We start from the raw sequence: 23208 nt of genomic DNA, 5'->3' as shown, positions 1-23208 counted from the left end.
GTGACTGCGGCGGGCGCGGCGGTTGCTGTCATGGCTAGATCCTTTGCATGGAGCGGGTGCCGGCGGCCTGCCGGTCCCCGGACATCGATGATGGGCGGGCCGGGGCGCCGGTCACGGCGGGCTGCGCGGTGTCGGCCCGGTAGTGGGCGCCGACGGAACCCGTGCGCTTCCGCGCCGCGGCCACGAGGAGCCGCGCTGCCAGCAGCAGGTTCCGGTCCTCGTGGGCGCCCTGGTCGAGGCCGCCGCGGCCCTCGGCTCCGGTGTCGGCGGCCCACTGCGCCAGCTGCACTTCGGCGGCGTCGAGTTCGGCTCCGGTGCGCATCACTCCGGCGGCGCCGGTCATGAGGCGTCCCAGGGCTCCGCGGCTGAACGGTACCGCGGCCTCCCCCGCGGCCGTTAGCGCCGCGGGCAGATCACTGCGGCTGCCGGCTTGGAAGTCGACCGGTGCGGGCAGCGCCGGGGCCGTCTCCGGGCCCGGTCCGCGCAGGAAGTCCTCGACCGCGCGGCGGCCGAATACGAGGCCCTCCAGGAGCGAGTTGCTCGCCAGCCGGTTGGCGCCCTGGGCTCCCGTGCGGGCCACCTCGCCTGCGGCGTACAGGCCCGGAACGGAGGTGCGGCCCCGGAGATCGGTGGACACCCCTCCCATCCAGTAGTGGGCGGCCGGGGACACGGGAATCGCTTCGCTGGTCCAGTCATGGCCGGCGGCCCGGGTGGCCGCAGTGATCGTGGGGAAGCGCTGGGCCAGGAAGCCTGCGCCCCGGGCGTCCTCGATGCCGCGGGCATCCAGGTAGACCGGGCTGTCGACGGGCGCCCCCGTGGCGGCCAGGTGCAGTGCGATGCCGCGGGACACGACGTCGCGCGGGGCCAGTTCCGCGTCCGGGTGGTAGTCCGGCATGAAGCGGTAGCCGGCGGCGTCCAGCAGGACCGCCCCCTCGCCCCGCACCGCTTCTGAGATCAGCAGCGCGGGCGGGCCGCCGGGAACCTCGGCAGCGGCCAGCGTCGTCGGATGGAACTGGAAGAACTCGAGGTCCCGCACCGCAGCCCCGGCGCGCCACGCCAGGGCGAGGCCGTCGGCGGTGGCCACGGAGGGATTGCTGGTCCGGGCAAACAGCCGGCCGGCGCCGCCGGTGGCAAGCAGCACCGCGTCCGCGGCCAGCCGCTTCGGCTGGCCGTTGGACAGGTACGCGACGCCGGTGACCCGGCCCGCCGTCGTCGGGTCCCCCGCCGGAAGGCTGCCGGCCCGGCTGCCTGAGGGAGGGTCGGTCGGAGGGCCGGTCAGGAGTTTTGTGACAAAGGCGCTTGTTTCGACCCGGAGCCGGCCCTGGACCGCGCGTTCCAGGACAGCGGCGACAAGCCCGCGGGCGATGCAGGCCCCGGTCGCGTCGCCGCCGGCATGCAGGATGCGGGCCGCGGAATGTGCGGCCTCGAGGCCCAAGGCCGGGCCGCCGTGCGGACCGGTATCGAAGTGCACACCGAAGCGGCGCAGGCCCTCGATGTCCCGGACGGCTTCCGTGCACAGAACCCGCACGGCCTCGGGATCGTTCAGCCCGGCGCCGGCGGCGAGGGTGTCGGCGATGTGGGCCGCCACGGAGTCACCCGGGGCGGCATCCTCCGGTGACAGCACGGCCGAGACGCCGCCCTGGGCGTAGAAGGTGTTGCTCTGCTCGAGCGTTCCCTTGGTCAGGAGCACCACCTCGGCGGCAGGAGCGCCGTCCCCCGCACCGCCGCCGGCCACGGCGTCGGAAACGGCATCGGAGGCAAGCAGCGCAGCATACAGACCGGCGATCCCGCTGCCCACGATCACCAGACGCGCCGGCCTGGTCACGGCCGTGCCGCCAGCATGCGCTCGAGCGCCACCCTGGCCGGGGCGGCGACGTCGTCCTCCACCGTGATGCGGTTCAGGACCTCGCCGTTGACTAGGCCCTCCAGCACCCAGGCGAGGTAGCCGGGGTGGATGCGGTACATCGTGGAGCAGGGGCAGATCACCGGATCCAGGCAGAAGATGGTGTGCTGCGGGTACTCGGCGGCCAGCCGGTTGACCAGATTGATCTCGGTGCCGACCGCGAAGGTGGTCGGCCCGGTCGCGGCGGCGATGGCCTTGCGGATGAAGTCGGTTGAACCGGCGGAGTCCGCCGCGTCCACCACCTCCATGGGGCATTCCGGGTGCACGATCACCTGGACGCCCGGGAATTCGGCGCGGGCCTTCTCGATCTGGCCCACGTTGAAGCGCTTGTGCACCGAGCAGAAGCCGTGCCACAGGATCACCCGGGAGTCTTCGAGCGTCTGCTCGTCGTTGCCGCCGAGGTCCTTGCGCGGGTTCCACATGGGCATCTGCTCCAGCGGCACGCCCATGGCCTTAGCGGTGTTGCGGCCCAGGTGCTGGTCCGGGAAGAACAGCACGCGCTGCCCGCGCTCGAACGCCCACTCGAGCACGGTCGCGGCGTTGGAGGAGGTGCACACGATCCCGCCGTGCTCGCCGCAGAAGCCCTTGAGCGCGGCCGAGGAATTCATGTAGGTGACGGGAATGACCGGAACCCGGCCGTCGGCGTCGGGCTCGGTACCGAAGAGTTCCTCAAGCTGTTCCCAGCATTCGGTCACCGAGTCGATGTCCGCCATGTCCGCCATGGAGCAGCCGGCGGCGAGGTTTGGCAGGATCACGGCCTGCTCCGACCGGGAGAGGATGTCCGCGGTCTCGGCCATGAAGTGCACGCCGCAGAAGATGATGGCCTCGGCGTCCGGCCGGGTCAGGGCCGCGTTGGCCAGCTGGAAGGAATCACCCACGAAGTCGGCGTATTCGATGACCTCGTCGCGCTGGTAGAAGTGGCCCAGGACGACGGCGCGGTCCCCCAGCGCCGCCTTGGCGGCGCGGATGCGCACGTCGAGCTCGGCGTCGCTCGCCAGCTTGTACTCCTCCGGGAGCTGGCCCTGGCGGGGCGTCGACGCCGGGGCGACGTCGACGGAGGAGGCACCGGGGCCGTAGGCGGGCACCCCGGCGAGGGCCTCGGCGAGGTCGTAGTCCCACGGCCCGCGGGCCAGCGCCGGGCTGCAGGTGGAGGTGGCTGCCGCGGTGCCGCCCGCTGTGTCGGCCGCAAGATCGGTGGCCTGCTCGCGCGTGATCAGCTGGATTGCCGTGTTGACGCTGCTCATGGTGTGCTCCTGTTATCTGGGTCAAGGCCGGGGCGGCCGGTAAAGCGGTAGAGGCGGGGCGGGCGGTGTTTGCCGCCCTGCAGGTATTCGCCGGTTTCTTCGATTTCCGGCGTGGCTTTGACCTGGCGGCGGAAGTTGGCCGGGTCCAGTTCGCGGTCCAGGACGGCCTCGTAGACCTCGCGGACTTGTGCCAGCGTGAAGTACTCGCCGAGCAGGTGGTACGCGATGGACCCGTAGGCCATCTTGTTGCGCAGCCGCCACAGGGCGTACTCGATGATCGCGTTGTGGTCGAAGGCCAGCTCCCCGAGCCGGTCGGCGCGGAACCACCTGACGTTTTCGGATTCGTCCGCGAGCGCGGCCTCGGTGGGCTGGACGAGCGCCCAGTACACGATCGAGACGACGCGCTGGGTCGGCGAACGGTGCAGCCCGCCGAAGGCGTAGAGCTGTTCCAGGTAGCTGGGGGCGAGTCCGGTGGTTTCGCGCAGGTTCCCGGACGCGGCGTCCTGGAGGGAATCGGAATGAGTCAGCGGGCCGCCGGGCAGGGCCCAGAGATCCTTGAACGGTTCGCGGATCCGGCGTACCAGCGGGATCCAGAGGGTGGGGCGTCCGGTACGCTCGCTGGGGCGGAGAGCAAAGATCACAGTGGAGATGGCCAGCGACGGCGGGGCGAGCTGACGCTCCGAGACGTTGGCTGCTGTGGTGTAAACGGTGATTCACCCCGCCTTCCGTGTTGCGGGCGGGTCCCAAGGGGCCTGCCCGGACGTTCCAGCCCGACCGCCGGATTAGTTATAGTCAAATTGACTAGAACTGATTCTACGACCATGCGGGCCGCGGACAAAATGTTCCGCCAAAATGTTTCAACTCACACTCCCGCCGCTGCCGCCGAGCGAGGCATGGTTGAAAGCTCAAGCCGGTAGCTGTATTAATCGGCGTAGTGCGTATCCGGTTAGCTCAGGTTGTGTCAGCGACACTCAAAAGAGAGCCCCAAACAGACCTGTTCGTCGCCGAACCCTTCCTGGTACTCCAAAATAGTCCGCGATTAGCTCAAGTCCGAGCGTGCACCCAGCCAACCTGAGCAGACCGGATACCCACTATCGGCGTTATGGACGCTGATGCAATCAAATCCTGCTACGTCGGAGCCGCACGCGGATTTCTCGAGCTGGTCCAGCAGGTGCCGGAAACCGCCTGGGCGGAGCCTGCGCTGGGCGAATGGGACGTCCGTGGGCTCACGGGCCACGCCGGCCGGGCGCTGAGCACTGTCGAGACCTACCTCTCCACACCGGCCACCGGGGAACGGGTGAATGGCCCTGTGGCGTATTTCCTCGCGGTCCGCAGCGGCACGGCGCCGGATGCGATCGCTCAGCGCGGCCGGGAAGCCGGCGAGGCCCTGGGACATGACCCGGCTGCAGCGATCAGGGAGCTCGTCGAGCGGGTCACGACACTCGTCAGAAACACCCCAGACGACGCGGCCGTCGCCACCTCTGCGGGGACGATGACGCTCATCGACTACCTGCCGACCCGCAGCTTCGAGCTGGCCGTGCACGGCCTGGACCTGGCGCGCGCCCTCGGCCTCCAGGCACCCGCCGCCCTCTCCCCTGCGATTGCGGCGTCCCTGGAACTCGCGGCAGCCATCGGCGCGCGGCTGCCCTCGGCACCGGATTTGCTGCTTCTGCTCACCGGCCGATCCGGCCTGCCCGGGAACCTCAGCGTCCTCTAATACGAAAGTAGGGTTGGTCAGGCTGCGGTGGCCGGGGTGATGGTGACGTTGAAGCCGAGGCTGTTGAGCTTCTTGATGGCGTTGTTTTTTGCTTTGACCGGGTCCAGGCGGGTGAAGTGGTCCCCGCCGGGGTCGGCGTAGCATTCGCCGTCGGCAAGCATGTGCCAGACCGCGCTGAGGATGGAGTGCTCCACCGCGACGATGGCTTTCATTGGTCCGCGGCGGGCGGCGATGCGCCGGTATTTGGCGGCCAGGTAGGTGTTCTTGGACCGGGACGCGGACAGGGCCGCGATGCCCAGGGCTGCCTTGAGGTATTTGTTGCCGGGCAGGATGTGGGCGGATTTGATCCGGCCGGCCGATTCGTTGGAACCGGGACAGACGCCGGTCCAGGACGCGAGCCGGCCCGGGGATTCGAAGACGGACATGTCCGCCCCGGTTTCGGCGATGATCACGTCGGCGACTTTGAGTGAGACTCCGGGGATGGTGGCCAGGAATTCCCTGGCGGCACGAAAGGGTTCCATCGCTGGAGGAAGCCCTCCGCGCCACGCTAGCCCACAGGCTCAACCACAGCACCATAGACGAACCGGCGTCCACCGTGGCAGACACCTCCATGATCTGCCCAAACCCACATCCGCGGCCAGAGCCCGAGGCGAGGCAACCGCGAACTTTCTCCCACCACGGCGCGACAGCGACGCTGGACCGCTAGCCCGCGGGCCTGGCTAACACGGCTAGCTCACCCGGCTGGCTCACCGGGCTAGCTCACCGGCCGTGGGCCGCGGCTTCCAGCAGCGGCAGGGTGCGGCCCTGGAAGTGGGTGTTCAGCACGATCACGGAGGAGGACCGCAGCACGGTCCTGGTGGCGATCATGGCGTCGAGCACCCGCTGGAGGTCCGGATTGGAGCGTGCCGCGATGCGCGCCATGAGGTCCGAACTGCCGGAGACGGTGTGGATCTCGATCAGTTCGGGGATCCGCGCGAGGGCCGCCACGACGGCGTCGTGCCCGAGGTCCTGGTTGATCGTCAAGGAACAGAACGCCACCACCGGAAAGCCGAAGTGCGCCGGATCCGGCTGCGGCACCCACGAGCCGATGACGCCGCTGTCCTGCATCCGGTCCAGCCGGGACTGCACGGTGGCGCGGGCGACCTTCAGCACGCGGGAGGCTTCCAGGACAGAGGACCGCGGCGAGTCCGTGAAGAATCGGACAATCTTCGCGTCCAGGGGATCAACATCCATCGGATTTCCCTTCCTTCGGAGCATCTGCCGGACAAACCGCCGCCGATGCTCCGTTTCAGTTAGCAAACTGCCACCATGCTCTCACGGCTGCGGCGCGGAGTGTGCCCGTCCGGACGGTTCAAAGACGGTAAATTCAAGAGGTCCCACAAGGACCCAAAGACCAAAACCACACGAAGGTTCGCCAACATGACAATGACGTCCACCGCGGAACGCCCGGCCCTGAAACTCGGCCACAGCATGAAACCCCGCCAACTCACCATGATGGGACTGGGCAGCGCAATCGGCGCCGGCCTGTTCCTGGGATCCGGGGCAGGCATCCAGGCAGCCGGCCCGGCCGTGCTCATCTCATACCTCGTCGCAGGAACCCTGATCATCCTGGTCATGTGGGCCCTGGGCGAGATGGCCGCCGCCAACCCGAACAGCGGCGCCTTCTCCGTCTACGCACAGAAGGCCATGGGCAAGACCGCTGGCGCCACCGTGGGCTGGCTCTGGTGGCTGCAGCTCGTGGTGGTCATCGCGGCCGAAGCCCTGGGAGCCGCCGGCCTGCTGTTCACGGTCTGGCCCGTGATCCCCGTCTGGGCGCTGTCGCTGATCTTCATGGCACTGTTCACCGCCATCAACCTGGCCGGCGTGAAGAACTTCGGCGAGTTCGAGTTCTGGTTCGCCATCCTCAAGGTTGCAGCGATCCTGCTGTTCCTGGGCGTCGGCGTCGCGTTGCTCCTGGGCTGGCTCCCGGACGTCCCCTCGCCGGGGCTGCACAACTTCACCTCCGACTTCGCGCCCGCGGGCCTCGGCGGCATTGCCACCGCCCTCTTCGTGGTGATCTTCGCCTTCGGCGGCACCGAGATTGTCAGCGTCGCCGCAGCCGAGACGGAAAACCCGGAGCACAGCGTGGGCCAGGCGATCCGCACCGTGGTCTGGCGGATCCTGGTGTTCTACATCGGCTCCGTGTTCGTGATCGCCGCCGTCCTTCCCTCGACGTCGGCGGCCCTGAAGTCCCCGTTCGCGGGCGTTCTGGATGTCGCCCGGATCCCGGGGGCAGGCACCGCCATCACCCTGGTGGCCGTCGTCGCGCTCCTTTCCGCCCTGAACGCGAACCTCTACGGCGCATCGCGGATGGTGTACTCGCTGTCCGAGCGCGGCGAGGCTCCGCGGATCCTCTCGAATCTGAACAAGGCCCGGGTTCCGGTGGTCGCCGTTGGCGTCTCGGTGGCCTTCGGCTTCCTCGCCGCCGTGCTCGAACTGCTCTTCCCGGAGCGGATCCTGCCGGCACTGTTCCAGCTGGTCGGTTCGACCTGCCTCGTGGTCTGGGGCTCGGCTCTGGTGTCCCAGCTGATCCTGCGCCGCCGGGCGGACCGCGACGGCACCCCCCTTCCGCTGCGGATGAAGGGCTTCCCGGGTCTGACCGTCTTCGGGCTGGTGCTCCTGGCTCTGATCTTCGCCGTGGGCTTCAGCGGCCCGGACAGCAGCCGCCAGCTGTTCAGCACGCTGGCGCTGGTCGCCGGGATTGCCGCGGCCTGCCGGCTCGGCGCCCGGCTCACCCGCTCCCGCGCCGCGCAGGCGGACCCGGCGGACCTGCCCAAGTAACTAGCAGCAGGTGTCGTTTTGAGCCCTCAAAACGACTGCCCTCAAAACGACATCACATGCCAGTCAGTTGGGTGCGACGGGATCCCTGGACTGCTGTACAAAATGTACAGCCCGGGGGCGAGTAGGCGTGCAGGGTTGGGCAGTCTGGCCAGTGTTTCCTGAGCTGATTGCCCAGCCGGGCCGGGGTGACTAGGGTCACAGGCATGGACACACTTCCCCCCGCGGTTTCCGGCGACGCTGCCGCGCCGTTGACGGCCGCCCAGCTCCGCGAGCTCTACTCGCTGATGGTGGCCGTCCGCCACCTCGACACCTCCGCCGTCGCCTGGCAGCGGCAGGGCCTGATCCCCGGCTACGCCCCCGAACTCGGCCAGGAGGCGGCCCAGGTGGGCAGCGGCTACGCCGTGGACACCACCCGGGACTTCGTCTTCCCCACGTACCGAGAGATGGGCGTGGCCCGCACCATGGGCGTGGACATGGTGGCCTACATGTCCACCCACAAGGCCACGTGGCACGGCGGGCTCTATGACCCGCTGGAATCACGCCTCGCCCCGATCCAGGCCGTCGTGGCCGGGTCCGTGCTGCACGCCGTCGGCTGGGCCCACGGCCAGACGCTCGCCGCTGCAACCGGCGACGGTAAGCTGGGCGTCGCGCTCACCTACTTCGGCGACGGCGCCTCCTCGCAGGGCGACGTCCACGAGGCGATGAACTTCGCCGCGGTGATGAAGGCGCCCGTGGTGTTCTTCGTCCAGAACAACGGCTGGGCCATCTCGGTCCCCACCGAACGCCAGGTGGCCGGCGGTTCCGTCGCCGCCCGCGCCGCCGGCTACGGCATCCCGGCGCTGCAGATCGACGGCGACGACGTCGTCGCCGTCGTCGAGGCCACTCGGCGCGCCTTCGCACACGCCCGGGCCGGCAACGGCCCCGTGCTGATCGAGGCCATGACGTACCGCCGCGGCCCGCACTCGACCTCCGATGACCCCGGCCGCTACCGCTCCTTGGACGAGGAGCGCGACGGTGCCGGCGAGGACCCGATCGAACGCTTCCGGAAGCGCCTGCTGGCCGACGGGATCGCGGACGAGGCGTTCTTCGCCGGGGCCCTGGCCGCGGCCAAGGGCGAAGAGGAAGAGATCCGCGCCGGCATCCAGGCCCTCGGCCCGCGCCCCGGCACCGAAATGTTTGACCTGGTCTTCCAGGAAACCACCCCGGCCCTGCAGGCCCAGGCCGCCAACTGGCGCGAGGAGTCCGAACATGTCTAACTCGATTCTCGAAGGCGAAACCGCGGTGGATGCCCCCGCGACCGAAACCATGTCCATGCAGCAGGCCCTCAACCGGGCCCTCGACGAGGTGCTCGCGGAGAACCCCAAGACCCTCATCTTCGGCGAGGACTGCGGCCGGCTGGGCGGCGTCTTCCGCATCACCGACGGGCTCCAGGCCAGGCACGGCGAACAGCGGGTCTTCGACACCCCGCTGGCCGAATCCGGCATCCTGGGCATGTCCGTCGGCCTGGCCATGGCCGGGTTCCACCCCATCCCCGAGGTCCAGTTCGACGGCTTCGCCTACCCTGCGATCAACCAGATCGTCTGCCAGATCGCCCGGATGAACTACCGAAGCCGGGGCACCCTGCCGATGCCCATCACCCTGCGCGTGCCCAGCTTCGGCGGCATCCGTGCCCCCGAACACCACGGGGAAAGCCTCGAGGCGCTCTTCGCGCACGTGCCGGGGCTCAAGGTGGTCTCACCGTCGAACCCGCACGAGGCCTACCACCTGCTCAAGTACGCCGCCACGCGGCCGGACCCGGTGATCTTCATGGAGCCGAAGTCGCGCTACTGGCAGAAAGGCGAGGTCGACCTCGCCCACGGCGATACTGCTGCCGGCTCCCCCACCGGCGCCAAGGTCATGCGCGAAGGACGGCACATCACGCTGGTCGCGTGGGGCGCCATGGTGGCCCGCTGCCTGCAGGTGGCCGAACTCGCCGCCGAAGACGGGATCGACGTCGAAGTCCTGGACCTGCGCTGGCTCAAGCCGATCGACGCCGAAACCCTCGCTGCCTCCGTACGCAAGACGCGCCGCGCCGTCGTCGTCCATGAGGCGCCGCTGACGTCCGGGCTGGGCGCCGAAGTGGCGCAGCTGATCACGCAGAGCTGCTTCGACACCCTCAAGGCGCCGGTGGAACGCGTCACCGGCTTTGACGTCCCGTACCCCTCGGGCGACCTGGAGGACGAATACATCCCGAACATTGACCGGATCCTCTTCGGGATCCAGCGAGTATTGGAGTACCGACGTGGCTGAAATTTCCTTCCCGCTGCCCGACCTCGGTGAAGGCCTGATCGAGGCGACCGTGCTGGAATGGCTGGTGTCCCCCGGCGACCAGGTGGAGCGCAACCAGCCGCTCGTGGAGGTCGAAACCACCAAGTCGGCCGTTGAATTGCCCAGCCCGCAGGCAGGTAAGGTAGTGCGTATCCACGGCGGGCCCGGTGACAAAATCAACGTCGGCGAGCCCCTGATTGTGTTTGAGGTGCCGGACAACACCGCCGGCATCGTGGGCACGGTCCCGAAGGAAGAGGCACCGAAGCGCCGGGTCCGCCTGAGCGCCGTACTTGATGAGGACTGACACCATGAGCGGCAGACACACCGGCGAATTGCATTCCCACACCGTGGAGGGCACCGATCCCCAGCTGTACGTCGGAGTGCATGAGCCCCAGACCGATGCCGGACTGCGCCCGGTGCTGCTGCTGCACGGCTTCTCCTCCTCGTCCAAGCTCAACTGGGAGGACACCGGCTGGCTGACCGCTCTCCTGGACGCCGGCCGGCGCGTCATCATCGTGGACCTGCCCGGCCACGGCCGCAGCGGTGCCCCCGAGGACATGGACTCCTACTCGCCCAGCCGGATCCGCGCGGATCTGCTGCAGATCGCGTTCGACGCCGGAGCCCGCCCCCTGCGCGACGGCGACCCGTCCAGCGGGCTCGACGTGATCGGCTATTCCCTCGGGTCCCGGCTGGCCTGGGAATTCGGCGCCACCCAGCACGAGCTGGTCCACCGGCTGGTGCTCGGCGGGCCGAACATCGCCGACCCGCTGGCGGACTTCGACCTCGTGGCCGCCCAGCGGTACCTGGCCGACGGCACCCCCATCGCCGACGAATCAACCGCCGGGCTGCTGAAGATGGCCCAGCTACTGCCCAGCAACAACATCTTCGCCCTGCTGTCCCTCGTGGAGGCCGTCAAGGGCGAGCCCTTCGATCCCGCCGAGGCCGTCCCGCACATGCCCATGCTGCTGGTGGCCGGGGAAAACGACGACCGCGCCGCGTCCATGCCGGAACTCGCCGCCCTGGGCGCCAAGGCGGGCGCCATGGTCGAGCAGCTCGTCCTGCCCGGCCGGAACCACACCAATGCCGTCACCAGCCGCGCTTTCAAGCAGGGGGCCATCAGCTTCCTGGGCGCCTGAGCCGCGGCGGACGTAGGCCGGCCCGGGCAGGCGGGGCCGGCAGGCTGGGCCGGACACCGGAAGAGGAACCAATGGGCATGCGCTTCACAGACCGCGAGCAGGCCGGCAGGCAGTTGGCCGCCGTCCTCCCCCAGTTCCGCGGCCGGCCGGACACCCTGGTCCTGGGCCTGGCCCGCGGCGGCGTTCCCGTGGCGGCGGCCCTCGCCCAGGAGCTCGGGCTGCCGTTCGGCGCGCTGCCGGTCCGGAAGCTGGGAATCCCGGGCCACGAGGAAACCGCCTTCGGCGCCTTGGCCTGGTCAAGCGGACGGGTGGTGCGCATCCTCAACCGGTCCCTCGTGGCCCGGCTGCTGGAGATAGGCATCCGCCAGTCGTCGCTGGACGAGGTGGAACGCCGCGAGCGGGCAGAGTTGGAGCGCCGCGCGGAGAGCTATCCGGATTCCGTGCACGATCTCCGCGGCAAGACGGTCATTCTGGCCGACGACGGCGTGGCCACCGGCGCGAGCATGCTGGCCGCCGTCGAAGCGGTGCGGGAAGCAGCCGCCGCGATCGTCGTCGTCGCGGTCCCGGTCGCCTCGCTGGAGGCGCAGACGTCGCTGCAGCAACCCGCCGATGCCGTCTTCAGCCTCCATACCCCCGGACAGTTCCGCGCCGTCGGAAGCTACTACCAGACGTTTGAACAACTGCAGGACGACGACGTCGTGCGGCTGCTCGGTGCCCGGCCACCTGAGCCGCGCACATAGCAACGCGGGCCGCGCACATAGCGACGCGGGCCGCGCACGACTGGCCCGGGCGCGCCAAGTAGGGGCACTTTGACACGGACACGCCGGTGAATCCCGGTGTGGCCGCCGAATAATCCCTCAAAGTGCCCCGGCACGGAGCCGTGAAAGCGGGTCAGTGGCTGCTGACGCCGAGCGGACGGCCCCTGGTCTCCTTGGCCAGCAGGACGCCGACGGCGGAAATGACGCAGAGGATCATGATGTAGATGCCGATGGAGCCGGTCCATTTGGTGCTCTGCAGCAGCGATTCCGCGATGGTCGCCGCGAAGGCGCCCCCCAGGATCGCACCGAAGGCGTAGCCGATGGAAATGCCCGAGTAGCGGACATTCGCCGGGAACATCTCCGCATACATGGCGGACATCGGGCCGTAGGACAGGCCCAGGCCGATGGTGAGGACGAACAGCGCGACGCCGTAGAGCACGATGTCCTTGGTGTCGATGAGGGCGAACATCGGGATCATCCACGCGAAGACGATGGCGTAGCCGATGAGGAACGTCTTGACGCGGCCGATCTTGTCGGACAGCCAGCCGCCGACCAGTGTGAAGATCAGCCAGCCGAACGATGCCAGTGTGGTGGCGAGCAGGATCTGTGCGACGGGCATCTTAAGCGACTTGGTGGCGTAGGAGATGAAGAACGCAATCAGCAGGTAGCCGGCTGCGTTGTTGCCGATGAAGATCATCGTCGAGTACAGCACGGCCTTCTTGTGGAACTTGATGAGCTGGCCCAGGGGCGCCTTGGCGTTTTCCTTGCGCTCGATCATTTCCTTGAAGACCGGGCTCTCGGCTACCGCACGGCGGATCAGGTAGCCGACCACGATCAGCACGATGGAGAGCAGGAACGGCACCCGCCAGCCCCAGGCGGCGAAGTCTTCCTTGGACATGCCGGTGTTGAGGAAGTACAGCAGGCCGGTGGCGAGGATCATGCCCACCGGAACACCGATCTGCGGGTACGCGCCGAACAGGCCGCGCTTGCTCATCGGAGCGTGCTCCACGGCCATGAGGGCAGCGCCGCCCCATTCGCCGCCGGCAGAGAAGCCCTGGATGACGCGGAGGGTGATCAGCAGGATCGGCGCCCAGACGCCGATCTGGCTGTAGGTCGGCAGCATGCCGATCAGGGCCGTCGCGGCGCCCATCATGACGAGCGTGAAGACCAGCATGGCCTTGCGGCCTAGGCGGTCACCGAGGTGGCCGGCGATGATCGCACCGAGCGGGCGGAACAGGAAGCTGATGCCGATGAGGGCGAAGGACAGGATCTGCGCCAGGCCCGGGTTGGACGCCTGGAGCGGGGTGAGGAACAGCGGCGACAGCAGCGTTGCGGTCAGCTGGGCGAAGATGAAGAAGTCGTACCACTCGATGGTGGTCCCGACCAGCGTCCCGGCGAGGACCTTGCGTTCCTCATGTTTGCTGCTGGGCCCCGCTTCGGAATCGACGGATGAAGTTGCGGTCATTGAAACTCCGTTGCTGGGGGCAGAGGTACTGCCGAGGTGGGTGCGAAGTGAATTACTGACGCCTCATGAAATACTGATCGAACGGTCAGTTAGTATGTAGGATACTACTACGGAATGTGATACGGCGCACACAATTCCTGAAAAAGCCTTCGGCTCCCCCAAAAATACGCCCCCAAAATACTTGACGGCGGAACAGGGGCCGGGGCCCAGCTTTCGCTGCACCCCGGCCCTTGTTCCGTTCCGGGCGGCGGCGCGGACAACTGCTTCAGTCCACGTGTCTCAGTCCACGTATCTCAGTCCGCGCGGTTGAGCAGTTCGCGGACCCTGGCCCGGACCGGTTCGCGGTCATAGCTGTTCACCAGGGCGCCGGCCATGCGGACCGGGTCGCCGAAGAAGAAGTACTCGTACAGCGACTGGCGTCCGGAGAACCCGGAAATCGAGGCGTCGAAGGCCAGCTTGAACAGCCGGACGCGCTCGGGTCCCGTGAGGGTCTTGCCCTGCAGGTACATCTCGATGTCCGCGCGGGCCTCGCTGTTGACGTCCGCCTCGCCGGGCAGGGCCATGAGGCCGGAGGCGGAGAACTTCCGGATGATCTGCGGAAACCGCTGGGCGATCTTCGGGTACCAGTTCCGGGCGGCGTTGAGCGTGGACCACTTCGGCAGCATGACGCCGGCCTCGTTGAGCTCGGCGTCGGCCTCGGAGGCGCGGACCAGGGCCCGGCCGATCTCGACGTCGACGATCAGCTCGGCGATGTCCTCCTGGATGTGCTGGAAGCCGTCGATGCCGATCGAGTCGGCCAGCTCGGAGGCCAGGCCCAGGAAAAACTCGCTCTTGGCGATGGTGCGGGTGACCACCTGGTGCGTCATGAGCGCGCCGGCGCCGGTTTCGGCGTAGAAGCCGTTGCAGAGCTGCGGGTTGCCGAGCATAAAGATGCGCTCGTTGGGGACGAACACGTTGTCGAAGATCGCGACGGCGTCCATTTCCTCGTAGCGCGAGGCCAGCGGCTCGTCGTGGGTGCTGCCGCCGTTGTAGAGCGAGGTGCGGCAGAGGTAGCGCAGGCCCGGCGCATCGTTGGGGATGGCGAAGGCGTAGGAGTACGGGGCGTCCTCGGGGGTTCCGCGGAGCACCGTGGAAGGGAAGACGAGCAGCTCGTCCGCGATCGGGGCGATGGTGGCGAGCATGCGCGCGCCGTGGATCACGATGCCGTCCTCGCGCTCCTCCACAATGCGGGCCGACAGCTGGCCGCCGAGCTGTTCGGAGCCGGACACCGAGCGGTTGACCTGCGGCGGGATCAGGGTGTGCGTGGCGAGGACGTCGTTTTCGCGGGCCCACACGTAGTAGTTGCGGATGTTTTCGGCGAACTTGGGATCGGCCTGGGAGAACCACTTCTCGGCCGTGCTTAGAGCGGTGAGCGAAGAGTTCATGTAGTCGCCGGAGCGCCCAAGGAAGCCGTTGGAGGACTCGGCCCAAGTGGAGATGGCGCGTCGCCGGCGCTTGAGGTCCTCGACCGTCTTCGGCACCAGGAAGGAGGCATTCACAAGGTCGCCGGTGGTGGGCGAGGTGTAGGTCAGCGCTTCCTGGTATTCGGGATCGTGCTGCATATCGAAGAGCTTGGCGTACGAGCGCGCCACGTTGCGGAAGGCCGGGTGCTCGGCGATCTTGTCACTGACCACCTCGCCGTCGATCACCACGTGCGGGGTCATCGAGTTGAGCTTGTCCAGGTACTGCTGTCCGGTACGGATACCCATTGTTGTTTCTCCAGTCGTCTTTGAGCTGTTTTGTCTATAAGGCGTGGTTCTGTAAGGCGGGGTGGTCAGAGCAGGTCTTCCATGCCCAGCTGGCTTTCCGGGATGGTGGTGAAAGTGCTGTTGGCGAAGGCCAGGGCATCGCCGTTGCGGTAGTTGAAGTCCACCACCTCGCCGATGTACAGCGTGTGGTCGCCGCCGTCGTACGCCGCCCAGGGCTTGCATTCGAAGTGGGCGAGCACATTGGACAGCCGCGGCGCCGTTTCGCCTTCCACCCAGAGCGGCTCCGGTCCGGGGCGGCCGGCGAAGTGCATCGCCAGCTGCCGCTGTTCGGCGCCGAGGATGTTCACGGTGAAGGGCCGGCCGGCGAGTTCATCGTGTGCCTTCGTGGTGCGGGCGATGCTCACCAGCACCAGCGGCGGGTCCATGGACACCGAGGTGAAGGAGTTCACGGTGATGCCGTGGCGCTTGGTGACGCCGTCGAAGGTCACAATCGCGACGCCGGTGGCGAACCGCCCCAGGCTGCCGCGGAAGTGGTGGGCGCGGGGTGCCGAGGTCCGGCCCGGGACGACCGGAGCGGCTTCGGCGCGGGGCTTGGCAATCATCGTTGATCCCTTGCGTTTGGTGATGGCGGTTTGGTTGGGAGTGTTCTATAATCGAACATGTAGTTCTCATATAGAACGCTAGCGCACTGTGGGCCGGAACACAAGGGCCGCCGGTTGCGGGCCCGGTCTCCCGGCAGTGCACCCGAGCCCGCACATCTAGGATGGACACCATGACCCCGACCGCCGGCAGCGCCCAGGCATCCCCGTCCCAGACGCTGTCCCGCGGCATCCGGGCGCTGGAAATCCTCGCCGAAGCCCAGCAGCCATTGACGATCGCCGAACTCGCGGACGCCATGGGCGTCCACCGCTCCGTGGCGTATCGCATCCTGCGCACCCTGGAGGACCACTCCCTGCTGGTGCGCGACGACGGCGGCCGGGTCCAGCCCGGCCCCGGCCTCGCGGTCCTGGCCCGGGGCGTGTCACGCAGCCTGCAGACGGCGGCCCTGCCGGAGTTGACCCAGCTGGCGAACGCGCTGACGATGAGCGCCTTCGTGGCAGTCTGGGACCGCGAGGACTGCGTCACCCTGGTCACCGTGGATCCGCGGCACACGGGAGCCGCTGTGGTCCAGCACCCCGGCTCGCGCCACCCGATCAACGCAGGCGCCCCCGGCATCGCCATCCAGTCGGCGTTTTCGGAACAGGAATGGAACGCCCTGGCACCCGGGATCGCCTACCGCGCCGAGGCGGCCGAGGCCCGCCGCCGCGGCTTCGCCGCCAGCCATGACGAAGTGATCGCAGGGGTCTCCTCCCTCGCCGTGCCTGTCCGGGTGCCGGGCGGGCGGCCGGCTGCCCTCGGCGTCGTTTACATCCGGGCGGCCCAGAACTCTGAAGAGGTTGCCGCGGCACTGACCGCGAGCGCTGGGCGCATAGAGGGCCAGCTGGGCTGAGGCCTGCTTGGGCCGGCCCCGCCGGGGCCTTGCGCCGCCGCCGGGGCCTTGACAATCGACCCGCATTCAGGCAGTTTGTATCGTATACGATTTCATACTCAATGAGGAGATGCGATGGATGAGCTTTCGCAGGACACCCTGGCCGCCGCAGGCAAGGTCATCGCCGTGCACATCAACTACCCCAGCCGCGCCGCCCAGCGCGGCCGCACCCCCGAACAGCCGTCTTACTTCCTGAAGCCCTCCTCCTCGCTGAGCCTCAGCGGCAGCATGGTGGAACGCCCCGAGGGCTGCGAACTGCTGGCTTTCGAGGGCGAAGTGGCCCTGGTTATCGGCACGCGGGCCCGTCGCGTATCCGTCGAGGACGCCTGGGACCACGTCGGCTTCGTCACGGCGTCCAACGATCTCGGCGTCTACGATCTCCGCTACGCGGACAAGGGCTCCAACCTCCGTTCCAAGGGCGGCGACGGCTTCACCCCCGTGGGCCCGGCGCTTCTCTCTGCCCGCGACGTTGACCCCGCCGCCCTCCGCCTCCGCACCTGGCTCAACGGCGAGCTGGTCCAGGAGGACACCACCGGCACCCTGCTGTTCCCGTTCGCGCGGCTCGTCGCGGACCTGTCCCAGCTGCTCACCCTCGAGCCGGGCGACATCATCCTGACGGGCACCCCTGCCGGGGCCTCCGTCGCCCAGCCGGGAGATGTGATGGACGTTCAAGTCGATGCCCCGGGCACCGGCCTCAGCACCGGCCGGCTGTCCACGACGGTGGTCCAGGGCACGGTGCCGCTCGCGGACTTCGGCGCCAGGCCGCGCACCGACGAGACCCAGCGGGCCGAGGCCTACGGCACCCCGCAAGCAGCCCCGGCTCCGGGAAAACCGGCGGCCGCTCCGGCCCCGGCGCCCGGGCCGGAAACGGTGCTGACCCCGGAGCTGAAAGCCAAACTGGAATCCGTGGCCACGGCAACCCTGAGCTCCCAGCTGCGCAAGCGCGGCCTCAACAACGTCAGCATCGACGGCCTGCACTCCACCCGGCCGGACCGGAAGGTGGTCGGCGTCGCCAGGACCCTGCGCTACGTGCCCAACCGTGAGGACCTGTTCAAGACCCACGGCGGCGGCTTCAACGCACAGAAGCGCGCCATCGACTCACTGCAGGAGGGCGAGATCCTCGTGATGGAAGCCCGCGGCGAGAAGGGCACCGGCACGGTCGGGGACATCCTGGCCCTCCGCGCAGAAGTCAACGGAGCGGTGGCCATCATCACCGACGGCGGCGTCCGCGACGTCACCGCCGTCGGCGCCCTTGGGATGCCCACCTACTTCGCCAACGCCCACCCCGCCGTCCTCGGCCGGCGCCACATCCCCTGGGACGTGGACCTGACCATCTCCTGCGGCGGCGCCACCGTGCAGCCCGGGGACATCATCGTGGGCGACGCCGACGGCGTCCTTGTCATCCCGCCGGCCCTCGCCGAAGAGGTCGCCGACGACGCCCTCGTCCAGGAGGCTGAGGAAACCTACATCGCCGAGATGGTCGCCGACGGGCACAGCGTGGACGGGCTTTACCCCATGAACGCGCAATGGCAGGAAAAGTACCGCGATTGGGCCACCGCCCGCGAACAGGGCGGACGGCGACCAGCACCGTGAGCACCCCGGCAACCACCAGCAAGTCCGAGCAGGCCTACGCCGCGATCAAGGCCAGCATCCTCAGCGGCGACTACTCCCCCGGCTACCGCCTCGTGCTCGCCAAGATCGCCGATGACCTCGGCGTCAGCGTGGTCCCGGTCAGGGAAGCCATCCGCAGGCTCGAAGCCGAGCGCTTCGTGGTGTTCGAGCGCAATGTGGGCGCCACCGTGGCCGGGATCGAACCCACCGAATACCTCTACACGATGCAGACGCTGAGCATCGTCGAAGGCGCCGCCACCGCCCTGTCCGCACCGCTCATCTCCGCCGCGGACATCGCCCGCGCCCGCCGGATCAATGCCCTGATGCGCGATTGCCTCGAGGACTTCGATCCGGTCAGGTTCACGAGCCTGAACCTGGAGTTCCACAGCGTCCTCTTCGAGCACTGCCCCAACCCGCACATCCTGGACCTCGTGCACCGCGGCTGGAACCGGCTGCAGGCCCTGCGGTCCTCCACCTTCAGTTACGTCCCCGGCCGCGCCCGGGAGTCCGTCGCGGAACACGAGGCACTGCTGGTGCTGCTGGAGAACGGCGCCCAGGCCGACGACGTCGAACGCGCCGCCCGCGCACACCGCGCCGCCACCCTGGACGCCTACCTTGCCCACAGCCGCGCCGATGCCCCGGCTGCCCTCGCCCAGCTCTACTAGACTCCCTCCCCCCATCCCGCCCACCGTGCAGACGCAAAGGACAAATTCCATGGCTGAGCATTACCTCCCCGACAACCTCCCCACCCACATCCAGCACTACATCAACGGCGAATTTGTTGACTCCGTCAGCGGCAAGACCTTTGATGTGCTGGACCCGGTCTCCAACACCAACTACGCCACCGCCGCCGCCGGCCAGGCCGAGGACATCGACCTCGCCGTCGCCGCCGCGAGCGATGCCTTCAAGAACGGCCCCTGGCCCCGGATGAAGGCCCGCGAGCGCTCCCGGGTGCTCAACAGGATCGCCGACGCCGTCGTCGCCCAGGAGCACCGGCTCGCCGAGCTGGAAACCTTCGACACAGGCCTGCCGATCACCCAGGCACGCGGTCAGGCGCAGCGCGCGGCCGAGAATTTCCGCTTCTTCGCCGACCTCATCGTGGCCCAGTTCGACGACGCCATGAAGGTCCCCGGCGCCCAGATCAACTATGTCAACCGCAAGCCGATCGGCGTCGCGGGGCTCATCACCCCCTGGAACACCCCGTTCATGCTGGAATCATGGAAGCTGGCCCCGGCGCTGGCCTCGGGCTGCACCGTAGTGCTCAAGCCTGCCGAATTCACGCCGCTCTCCGCGAGCTTGTGGGCCACGATCTTCAAGGACGCCGGGGTGCCGGACGGCGTCTTCAACCTGGTCAACGGCCTGGGCGAGGAGGCCGGCGACGCGCTCGTCAAGCACCCCGGCGTGCCGCTCATCTCCTTCACGGGCGAGACCACCACGGGGCAGACCATCTTCCGCAACGCGGCGGCCAATCTGAAGGGCCTGTCGATGGAGCTGGGCGGCAAGAGCCCCTGCGTGGTGTTCGCCGACGCCGATGTGGATGCCGCCATCGATTCGGCCCTGTTCGGGGTGTTCTCGCTCAACGGCGAGCGCTGCACGGCGGGTTCGCGGATCCTGGTGGAGCGCGGCATCTACGACGAATTCTGCGAGAAGTACGCCGCCCGGGCGAAGAACATCGTCGTCGGCGATCCGCACGATCAGGCCACCGAGGTGGGCGCCCTGGTCCACCCGGAGCACTACGACAAGGTGATGTCCTACGTGGAGATCGGCAAGGGCGAGGGCCGGCTGCTGGCCGGCGGCGGACGGCCGGAGGGGCTGGAGACGGGCAACTACGTGGCCCCCACCGTCTTTGCGGATGTGAAGCCCGACGCGCGGATCTTCCAGGAGGAGATCTTCGGCCCCGTCGTCGCGATCACGCCGTTCGATTCCGACGAGGAGGCCCTGGCGCTGGCCAACGGCGTCAAGTACGGTTTGGCCGCATACATCTGGACGCAGGACCTGACCCGGGCGCACAACTTCGCCCAGGACGTGGAGGCCGGCATGGTGTGGCTGAACAGCCACAACGTCCGCGACCTGCGCACCCCGTTCGGCGGGGTCAAGGCCTCCGGGCTGGGCCACGAGGGCGGCTACCGCTCGATCGATTTCTACACCGACCAGCAGGCCGTCCACATCACCCTGGGCACCGTGCACACCCCCAAATTCGGCGCTTCCGCCAGCCACTAGAACAGCCACACTTCAACGTTGAAGGAGAACCACGCCATGACCAACTTCCTGCCCACCCCCAGCGTCCCGGCACCGGACATCGTCCGCTGCGCCTACATGGACCTGGTGGTCACCGACCTGGCCAAGTCCCGCGAATTCTATGTTGACGTGCTGGGCCTGCACGTCACCGAGGAGGACGAGAACGCCATCTACCTGCGCTCCCTGGAGGAGTTCATCCACCACAACCTGGTGCTGCGCAAGGGTCCGGTGGCCGCGGTCGCCGCCTTTGCCTACCGGGTGAAGTCCCCCGCCGAGGTGGACGCCGCCGAGGCCTACTACAAGGAGCTGGGCTGCCGCACCGAGCGCCGCAAGGACGGCTTCAGCAAGGGCATCGGCGACACCGTCCGCGTGGAGGATCCGCTGGGCTTCCCCTACGAGTTCTTCTACGAGACCGAGCATGTGGAGCGCCTGACCCGACGCTACGACCTCTACACCGCCGGCGAGCTGGTCCGCTTGGACCACTTCAACCAGGTCACCCCCGACGTTCCGCGCGGCCGGGCCTACCTGGAGGATCTGGGCTTCCGCGTCTCGGAGGACATCAAGGACTCCGACGGCGTCACCTACGCGGCCTGGATGCACCGCAAGCAGACCGTGCACGACACCGCCCTGACCGGCGGCGATGGCCCGCGCATGCACCACGTCGCCTTTGCCACGCACGAGAAGCACAACATCATCCAGATCTGCGACAAGATGGGCGCGCTGCGCATCTCGGACCGGATCGAGCGCGGCCCCGGCCGGCACGGCGTCTCCAACGCCTTCTACCTCTACGTCCTGGATCCGGACGGCCACCGCATCGAGATCTACACGCAGGACTACTACACCGGCGACCCGGACAACCCCACCGTCACCTGGGACGTCCACGACAACCAGCGCCGCGACTGGTGGGGCAACCCGGTGGTGCCCAGCTGGTACACCGAGGCCTCCCTCGTGCTGGACCTGGACGGAAACCCGCAGCCGGTGGTGCTGCGCACGGACAGCAGCGAAATGGCCGTGACCGTGGGGGCCGATGGCTTCTCCTACACCCGCGAGCCCGGCGAGGAGCGCGGCTTCAAGGTGGGCACCCAGCTCTAACGACCGCTATCCAGACAGTGCTATCCAGACAGGGAGGGACACGATGCTTGACGAGAACACCATCACCGCCATCGCGGACGAGCTGGTGGACGCCGGCCGCACCCGCACGCCGGTGAAGAGGCTGACTGCGCGGTATCCGGAGATGACGGTGGAGGATTCCTACCGGGTACAGAATCTGTGGCGGCAGCGCTGCGAGGCCAACGGCCGCACCCTGGCCGGACGCAAGATCGGCCTGACCTCCAAAGCCATGCAGTACGCCACGGGCATCAGCGAGCCGGACTACGGGATCATTTTTGACGACATGATCCTGGACAACGGCACTACCGTGCAGTGGGACCAGTACACCCACCCGCGGATCGAGGTGGAGCTGGCCTTCCTGCTCAAAGAGGACATCAGCGGACCCAGCGCCACCCTGTTCGACGTCCTGCGGGCCACCGAATATGTGGTTCCGGCGCTGGAGATCCTGGATTCGCGGATCGAAATGGAGGGCCGGACCATTGTGGACACCATCAGCGACAACGCCGCGATGGGTGCCATGGTGGTGGGCGGGAACCCCGTCCGGCCGGCGGACATCGACCTGCGCTGGGTGGCCGCCATCCTCTACAAGAACCAGACGGTGGAGGAGACGGGGGTGGCCGCCGGCGTGCTGAACCACCCCGCCGCGGGCGTCTATTGGCTGGCCAACAAGATTGCCCCGCACGGGGACACGCTCAAGGCCGGCGAGATCATTCTGGCCGGCTCGTTCACCCGCCCCATGTGGGTCCATGCAGGGGACACAGTGTTTGCCGACTACGGAAAGCTGGGCACCATCACATGCCGTTTCGAATAGAACCCGACCCGTCCTTCAAGGACGCACTTGCCGCCGCCGACCGCCCGCTGGCCGGAATGTGGGTCTGTTCCGGCAGTCCGCTCGTGGCAGAAATCTGCGCCGGTGCGGGCCTGGACTGGCTGCTGATCGACGCCGAGCACAGCCCCAACGGGCTGGAGTCCATCCTGGCCCAGCTGCAGGCCGTCCGCGGATACCCGGGCACCGCCGTCGTCCGCCCTCCCGTGAACGACGCCGTGCTGATCAAGCAATACCTGGACCTGGGCGTGCAGTCGCTGCTCATCCCCATGGTCCACACGGCAGACGACGCCGCTGCCGCCGTCGCGGCGGCGCACTACCCGCCGCTGGGCGTCCGCGGCGTGGGCTCGGCGCTGGCCCGCTCCGCCCGGTGGAACCGCATTCCGGACTATCTGGGCCGGGCCTCGGACACCGTCACCGTGATGGTGCAGATCGAATCGGTGGAGGCCGTGGAGAACGCCGCGGCCATCGCCGGCACCGAGGGCATCGACGCGGTCTTTGTGGGGCCATCCGATCTGGCCGCCTCGATGGGGCTGCTGGGCCGGCAGGACCATCCCGATGTCGTCGCCGCCGTCGAACGCACCATCGCCGCCGTCAAGGCTGCCGGCAAACCTGTGGGGGTCAACGCCTTCGCCGAGGCCACGGCCCGCCGCTATCTCGAGGAGGGCGTCGACTTCATCCTGGTCGGCGCCGACGTCGCGATCCTGGCTCGCGGATCCGAGGCGCTGGCCGCGAGCTATCTCCGGCCGACGGGCAACGACCAACCGGCAAGTTACTAGATCCGGGCGCCGCGCCCG

At 68.3% G+C, this 23208-nt stretch carries 21 protein-coding genes and 1 pseudogene; 14 read left to right on the top strand and 8 right to left on the bottom strand.

The genetic code is table 11. From position 1 onward, the window contains the following. Nucleotides 1-34 precede the first annotated feature (34 nt). From nadB to ACQCSY_RS17250, 3 genes are read right to left on the bottom strand one after another with little or no spacing between them, the layout of a single operon-like run. Nucleotides 35-1825, bottom strand: a complete 1791-nt coding sequence (gene nadB, locus ACQCSY_RS17260) for an L-aspartate oxidase (RefSeq protein ID WP_427130683.1) — start codon at nucleotides 1823-1825, stop codon at nucleotides 35-37. Next, nucleotides 1822-3147, bottom strand: a complete 1326-nt coding sequence (nadA, locus tag ACQCSY_RS17255) for a quinolinate synthase NadA (protein WP_427130681.1) — start codon at nucleotides 3145-3147, stop codon at nucleotides 1822-1824. Before nadA ends, nadB begins: the two co-directional genes overlap by 4 nt. Next, nucleotides 3144-3860, bottom strand: coding sequence for an NUDIX hydrolase (locus ACQCSY_RS17250; protein WP_427135900.1), 717 nt, complete (start codon nucleotides 3858-3860; stop codon nucleotides 3144-3146). The genes nadA and ACQCSY_RS17250 overlap by 4 nt, the downstream gene beginning before the upstream one ends. A 389-nt stretch (nucleotides 3861-4249) precedes the next feature. On the opposite strand from ACQCSY_RS17250, the gene ACQCSY_RS17245 reads away from it, so the two are divergent. Next, nucleotides 4250-4864 carry a maleylpyruvate isomerase family mycothiol-dependent enzyme gene (locus ACQCSY_RS17245; RefSeq protein ID WP_427130679.1) on the top strand — a complete coding sequence of 205 codons (615 nt, stop codon included), beginning with the start codon at nucleotides 4250-4252 and terminating at the stop codon, nucleotides 4862-4864. 17 nt (nucleotides 4865-4881) lie between these two features. Here ACQCSY_RS17245 and ACQCSY_RS17240 read toward each other — a convergent pair. Together ACQCSY_RS17240 and ACQCSY_RS17235 are read right to left on the bottom strand one after the other, a co-directional pair. Beyond that, nucleotides 4882-5388 (bottom strand): annotated as a pseudogene (locus ACQCSY_RS17240) (transposase); the annotation flags it as partial. A gap of 235 nt (nucleotides 5389-5623) precedes the next feature. Continuing rightward, nucleotides 5624-6097: an Lrp/AsnC family transcriptional regulator gene (locus ACQCSY_RS17235; protein ID WP_427130677.1), complete on the bottom strand. Its 474-nt coding sequence runs from the start codon at nucleotides 6095-6097 to the stop codon at nucleotides 5624-5626. Between the two features lie 186 nt (nucleotides 6098-6283). Between ACQCSY_RS17235 and ACQCSY_RS17230 the strand changes: the two genes are divergently transcribed. From ACQCSY_RS17230 to ACQCSY_RS17205, 6 genes are all read left to right on the top strand, one after another. Further along, nucleotides 6284-7684, top strand: coding sequence for an amino acid permease (locus ACQCSY_RS17230; protein WP_427130675.1), 1401 nt, complete (start codon nucleotides 6284-6286; stop codon nucleotides 7682-7684). Between the two features lie 203 nt (nucleotides 7685-7887). After that, complete coding sequence (locus ACQCSY_RS17225) at nucleotides 7888-8940, top strand: thiamine pyrophosphate-dependent enzyme (protein WP_427130673.1); 1053 nt, start codon at nucleotides 7888-7890, stop codon at nucleotides 8938-8940. Then, the gene (locus tag ACQCSY_RS17220) at nucleotides 8933-9973 is read left to right on the top strand and encodes an alpha-ketoacid dehydrogenase subunit beta (protein WP_427130671.1); all 1041 of its coding nucleotides are present in this window, start codon (nucleotides 8933-8935) and stop codon (nucleotides 9971-9973) included. The genes ACQCSY_RS17225 and ACQCSY_RS17220 overlap by 8 nt, the downstream gene beginning before the upstream one ends. Then, entirely contained in the window at nucleotides 9966-10295 is a 330-nt protein-coding gene (locus ACQCSY_RS17215; protein WP_043482513.1) for a biotin/lipoyl-containing protein, read from the top strand. The genes ACQCSY_RS17220 and ACQCSY_RS17215 overlap by 8 nt, the downstream gene beginning before the upstream one ends. 4 nt (nucleotides 10296-10299) lie before the next feature. Continuing rightward, nucleotides 10300-11127, top strand: a complete 828-nt coding sequence (locus ACQCSY_RS17210) for an alpha/beta fold hydrolase (RefSeq protein WP_427130669.1) — start codon at nucleotides 10300-10302, stop codon at nucleotides 11125-11127. A 71-nt stretch (nucleotides 11128-11198) separates the two neighbouring features. Next, the gene (locus tag ACQCSY_RS17205; protein ID WP_427130667.1) at nucleotides 11199-11867 is read left to right on the top strand and encodes a phosphoribosyltransferase; all 669 of its coding nucleotides are present in this window, start codon (nucleotides 11199-11201) and stop codon (nucleotides 11865-11867) included. 151 nt (nucleotides 11868-12018) lie between these two features. Here the strand turns inward: ACQCSY_RS17205 and ACQCSY_RS17200 are convergent, their stop codons facing one another. The 3 genes from ACQCSY_RS17200 to ACQCSY_RS17190 form a co-directional block, all read right to left on the bottom strand. Then, nucleotides 12019-13350, bottom strand: coding sequence for an MFS transporter (locus tag ACQCSY_RS17200; RefSeq protein ID WP_427130665.1), 1332 nt, complete (start codon nucleotides 13348-13350; stop codon nucleotides 12019-12021). Nucleotides 13351-13643: 293 nt separating this feature from the next. Then, on the bottom strand, nucleotides 13644-15098 hold the full coding sequence (gene hpaB / locus ACQCSY_RS17195) for a 4-hydroxyphenylacetate 3-monooxygenase, oxygenase component (RefSeq protein WP_427130663.1): 1455 nt from the start codon (nucleotides 15096-15098) through the stop codon (nucleotides 13644-13646). Nucleotides 15099-15163: 65 nt separating this feature from the next. Then, complete coding sequence (locus tag ACQCSY_RS17190; RefSeq protein WP_427130662.1) at nucleotides 15164-15700, bottom strand: flavin reductase family protein; 537 nt, start codon at nucleotides 15698-15700, stop codon at nucleotides 15164-15166. A gap of 170 nt (nucleotides 15701-15870) precedes the next feature. Here ACQCSY_RS17190 and ACQCSY_RS17185 point away from each other — a divergent pair, with 170 nt between their 5' ends. The 7 genes from ACQCSY_RS17185 (at nucleotide 15871) to ACQCSY_RS17155 (ending at nucleotide 23190) form a co-directional block, all read left to right on the top strand. Further along, a complete protein-coding gene (locus ACQCSY_RS17185; RefSeq protein ID WP_427130660.1) occupies nucleotides 15871-16587 on the top strand; it encodes an IclR family transcriptional regulator in 717 nt (238 codons plus the stop codon). 114 nt (nucleotides 16588-16701) lie between these two features. After that, nucleotides 16702-18219 carry a fumarylacetoacetate hydrolase family protein gene (locus ACQCSY_RS17180; protein WP_427130658.1) on the top strand — a complete coding sequence of 506 codons (1518 nt, stop codon included), beginning with the start codon at nucleotides 16702-16704 and terminating at the stop codon, nucleotides 18217-18219. Further along, nucleotides 18216-18902, top strand: a complete 687-nt coding sequence (locus ACQCSY_RS17175; protein ID WP_427130656.1) for a GntR family transcriptional regulator — start codon at nucleotides 18216-18218, stop codon at nucleotides 18900-18902. The genes ACQCSY_RS17180 and ACQCSY_RS17175 overlap by 4 nt, the downstream gene beginning before the upstream one ends. Nucleotides 18903-18951: 49 nt before the next feature. After that, entirely contained in the window at nucleotides 18952-20457 is a 1506-nt protein-coding gene (hpaE, locus tag ACQCSY_RS17170; protein ID WP_427130654.1) for a 5-carboxymethyl-2-hydroxymuconate semialdehyde dehydrogenase, read from the top strand. 36 nt (nucleotides 20458-20493) lie between these two features. Beyond that, nucleotides 20494-21567, top strand: coding sequence for a 3,4-dihydroxyphenylacetate 2,3-dioxygenase (gene hpaD, locus ACQCSY_RS17165; protein ID WP_427130652.1), 1074 nt, complete (start codon nucleotides 20494-20496; stop codon nucleotides 21565-21567). 43 nt (nucleotides 21568-21610) lie between these two features. Then, a complete protein-coding gene (hpaH, locus tag ACQCSY_RS17160) occupies nucleotides 21611-22396 on the top strand; it encodes a 2-oxo-hept-4-ene-1,7-dioate hydratase (RefSeq protein ID WP_427130650.1) in 786 nt (261 codons plus the stop codon). Beyond that, nucleotides 22381-23190 (top strand): HpcH/HpaI aldolase family protein, encoded by an 810-nt coding sequence (locus tag ACQCSY_RS17155; RefSeq protein ID WP_427130648.1) that lies wholly within the window; start codon nucleotides 22381-22383, stop codon nucleotides 23188-23190. Before hpaH ends, ACQCSY_RS17155 begins: the two co-directional genes overlap by 16 nt. Nucleotides 23191-23208: the final 18 nt, after the last annotated feature.

Origin of the sequence: Pseudarthrobacter sp. S9 (genome assembly GCF_050156545.1) — a bacterium.
Lineage (GTDB): Bacteria > Actinomycetota > Actinomycetes > Actinomycetales > Micrococcaceae > Arthrobacter.
The sequence above is the reverse complement of the archived record's forward strand: the minus strand, read 5'-3'. Positions and strand labels throughout refer to the sequence as shown.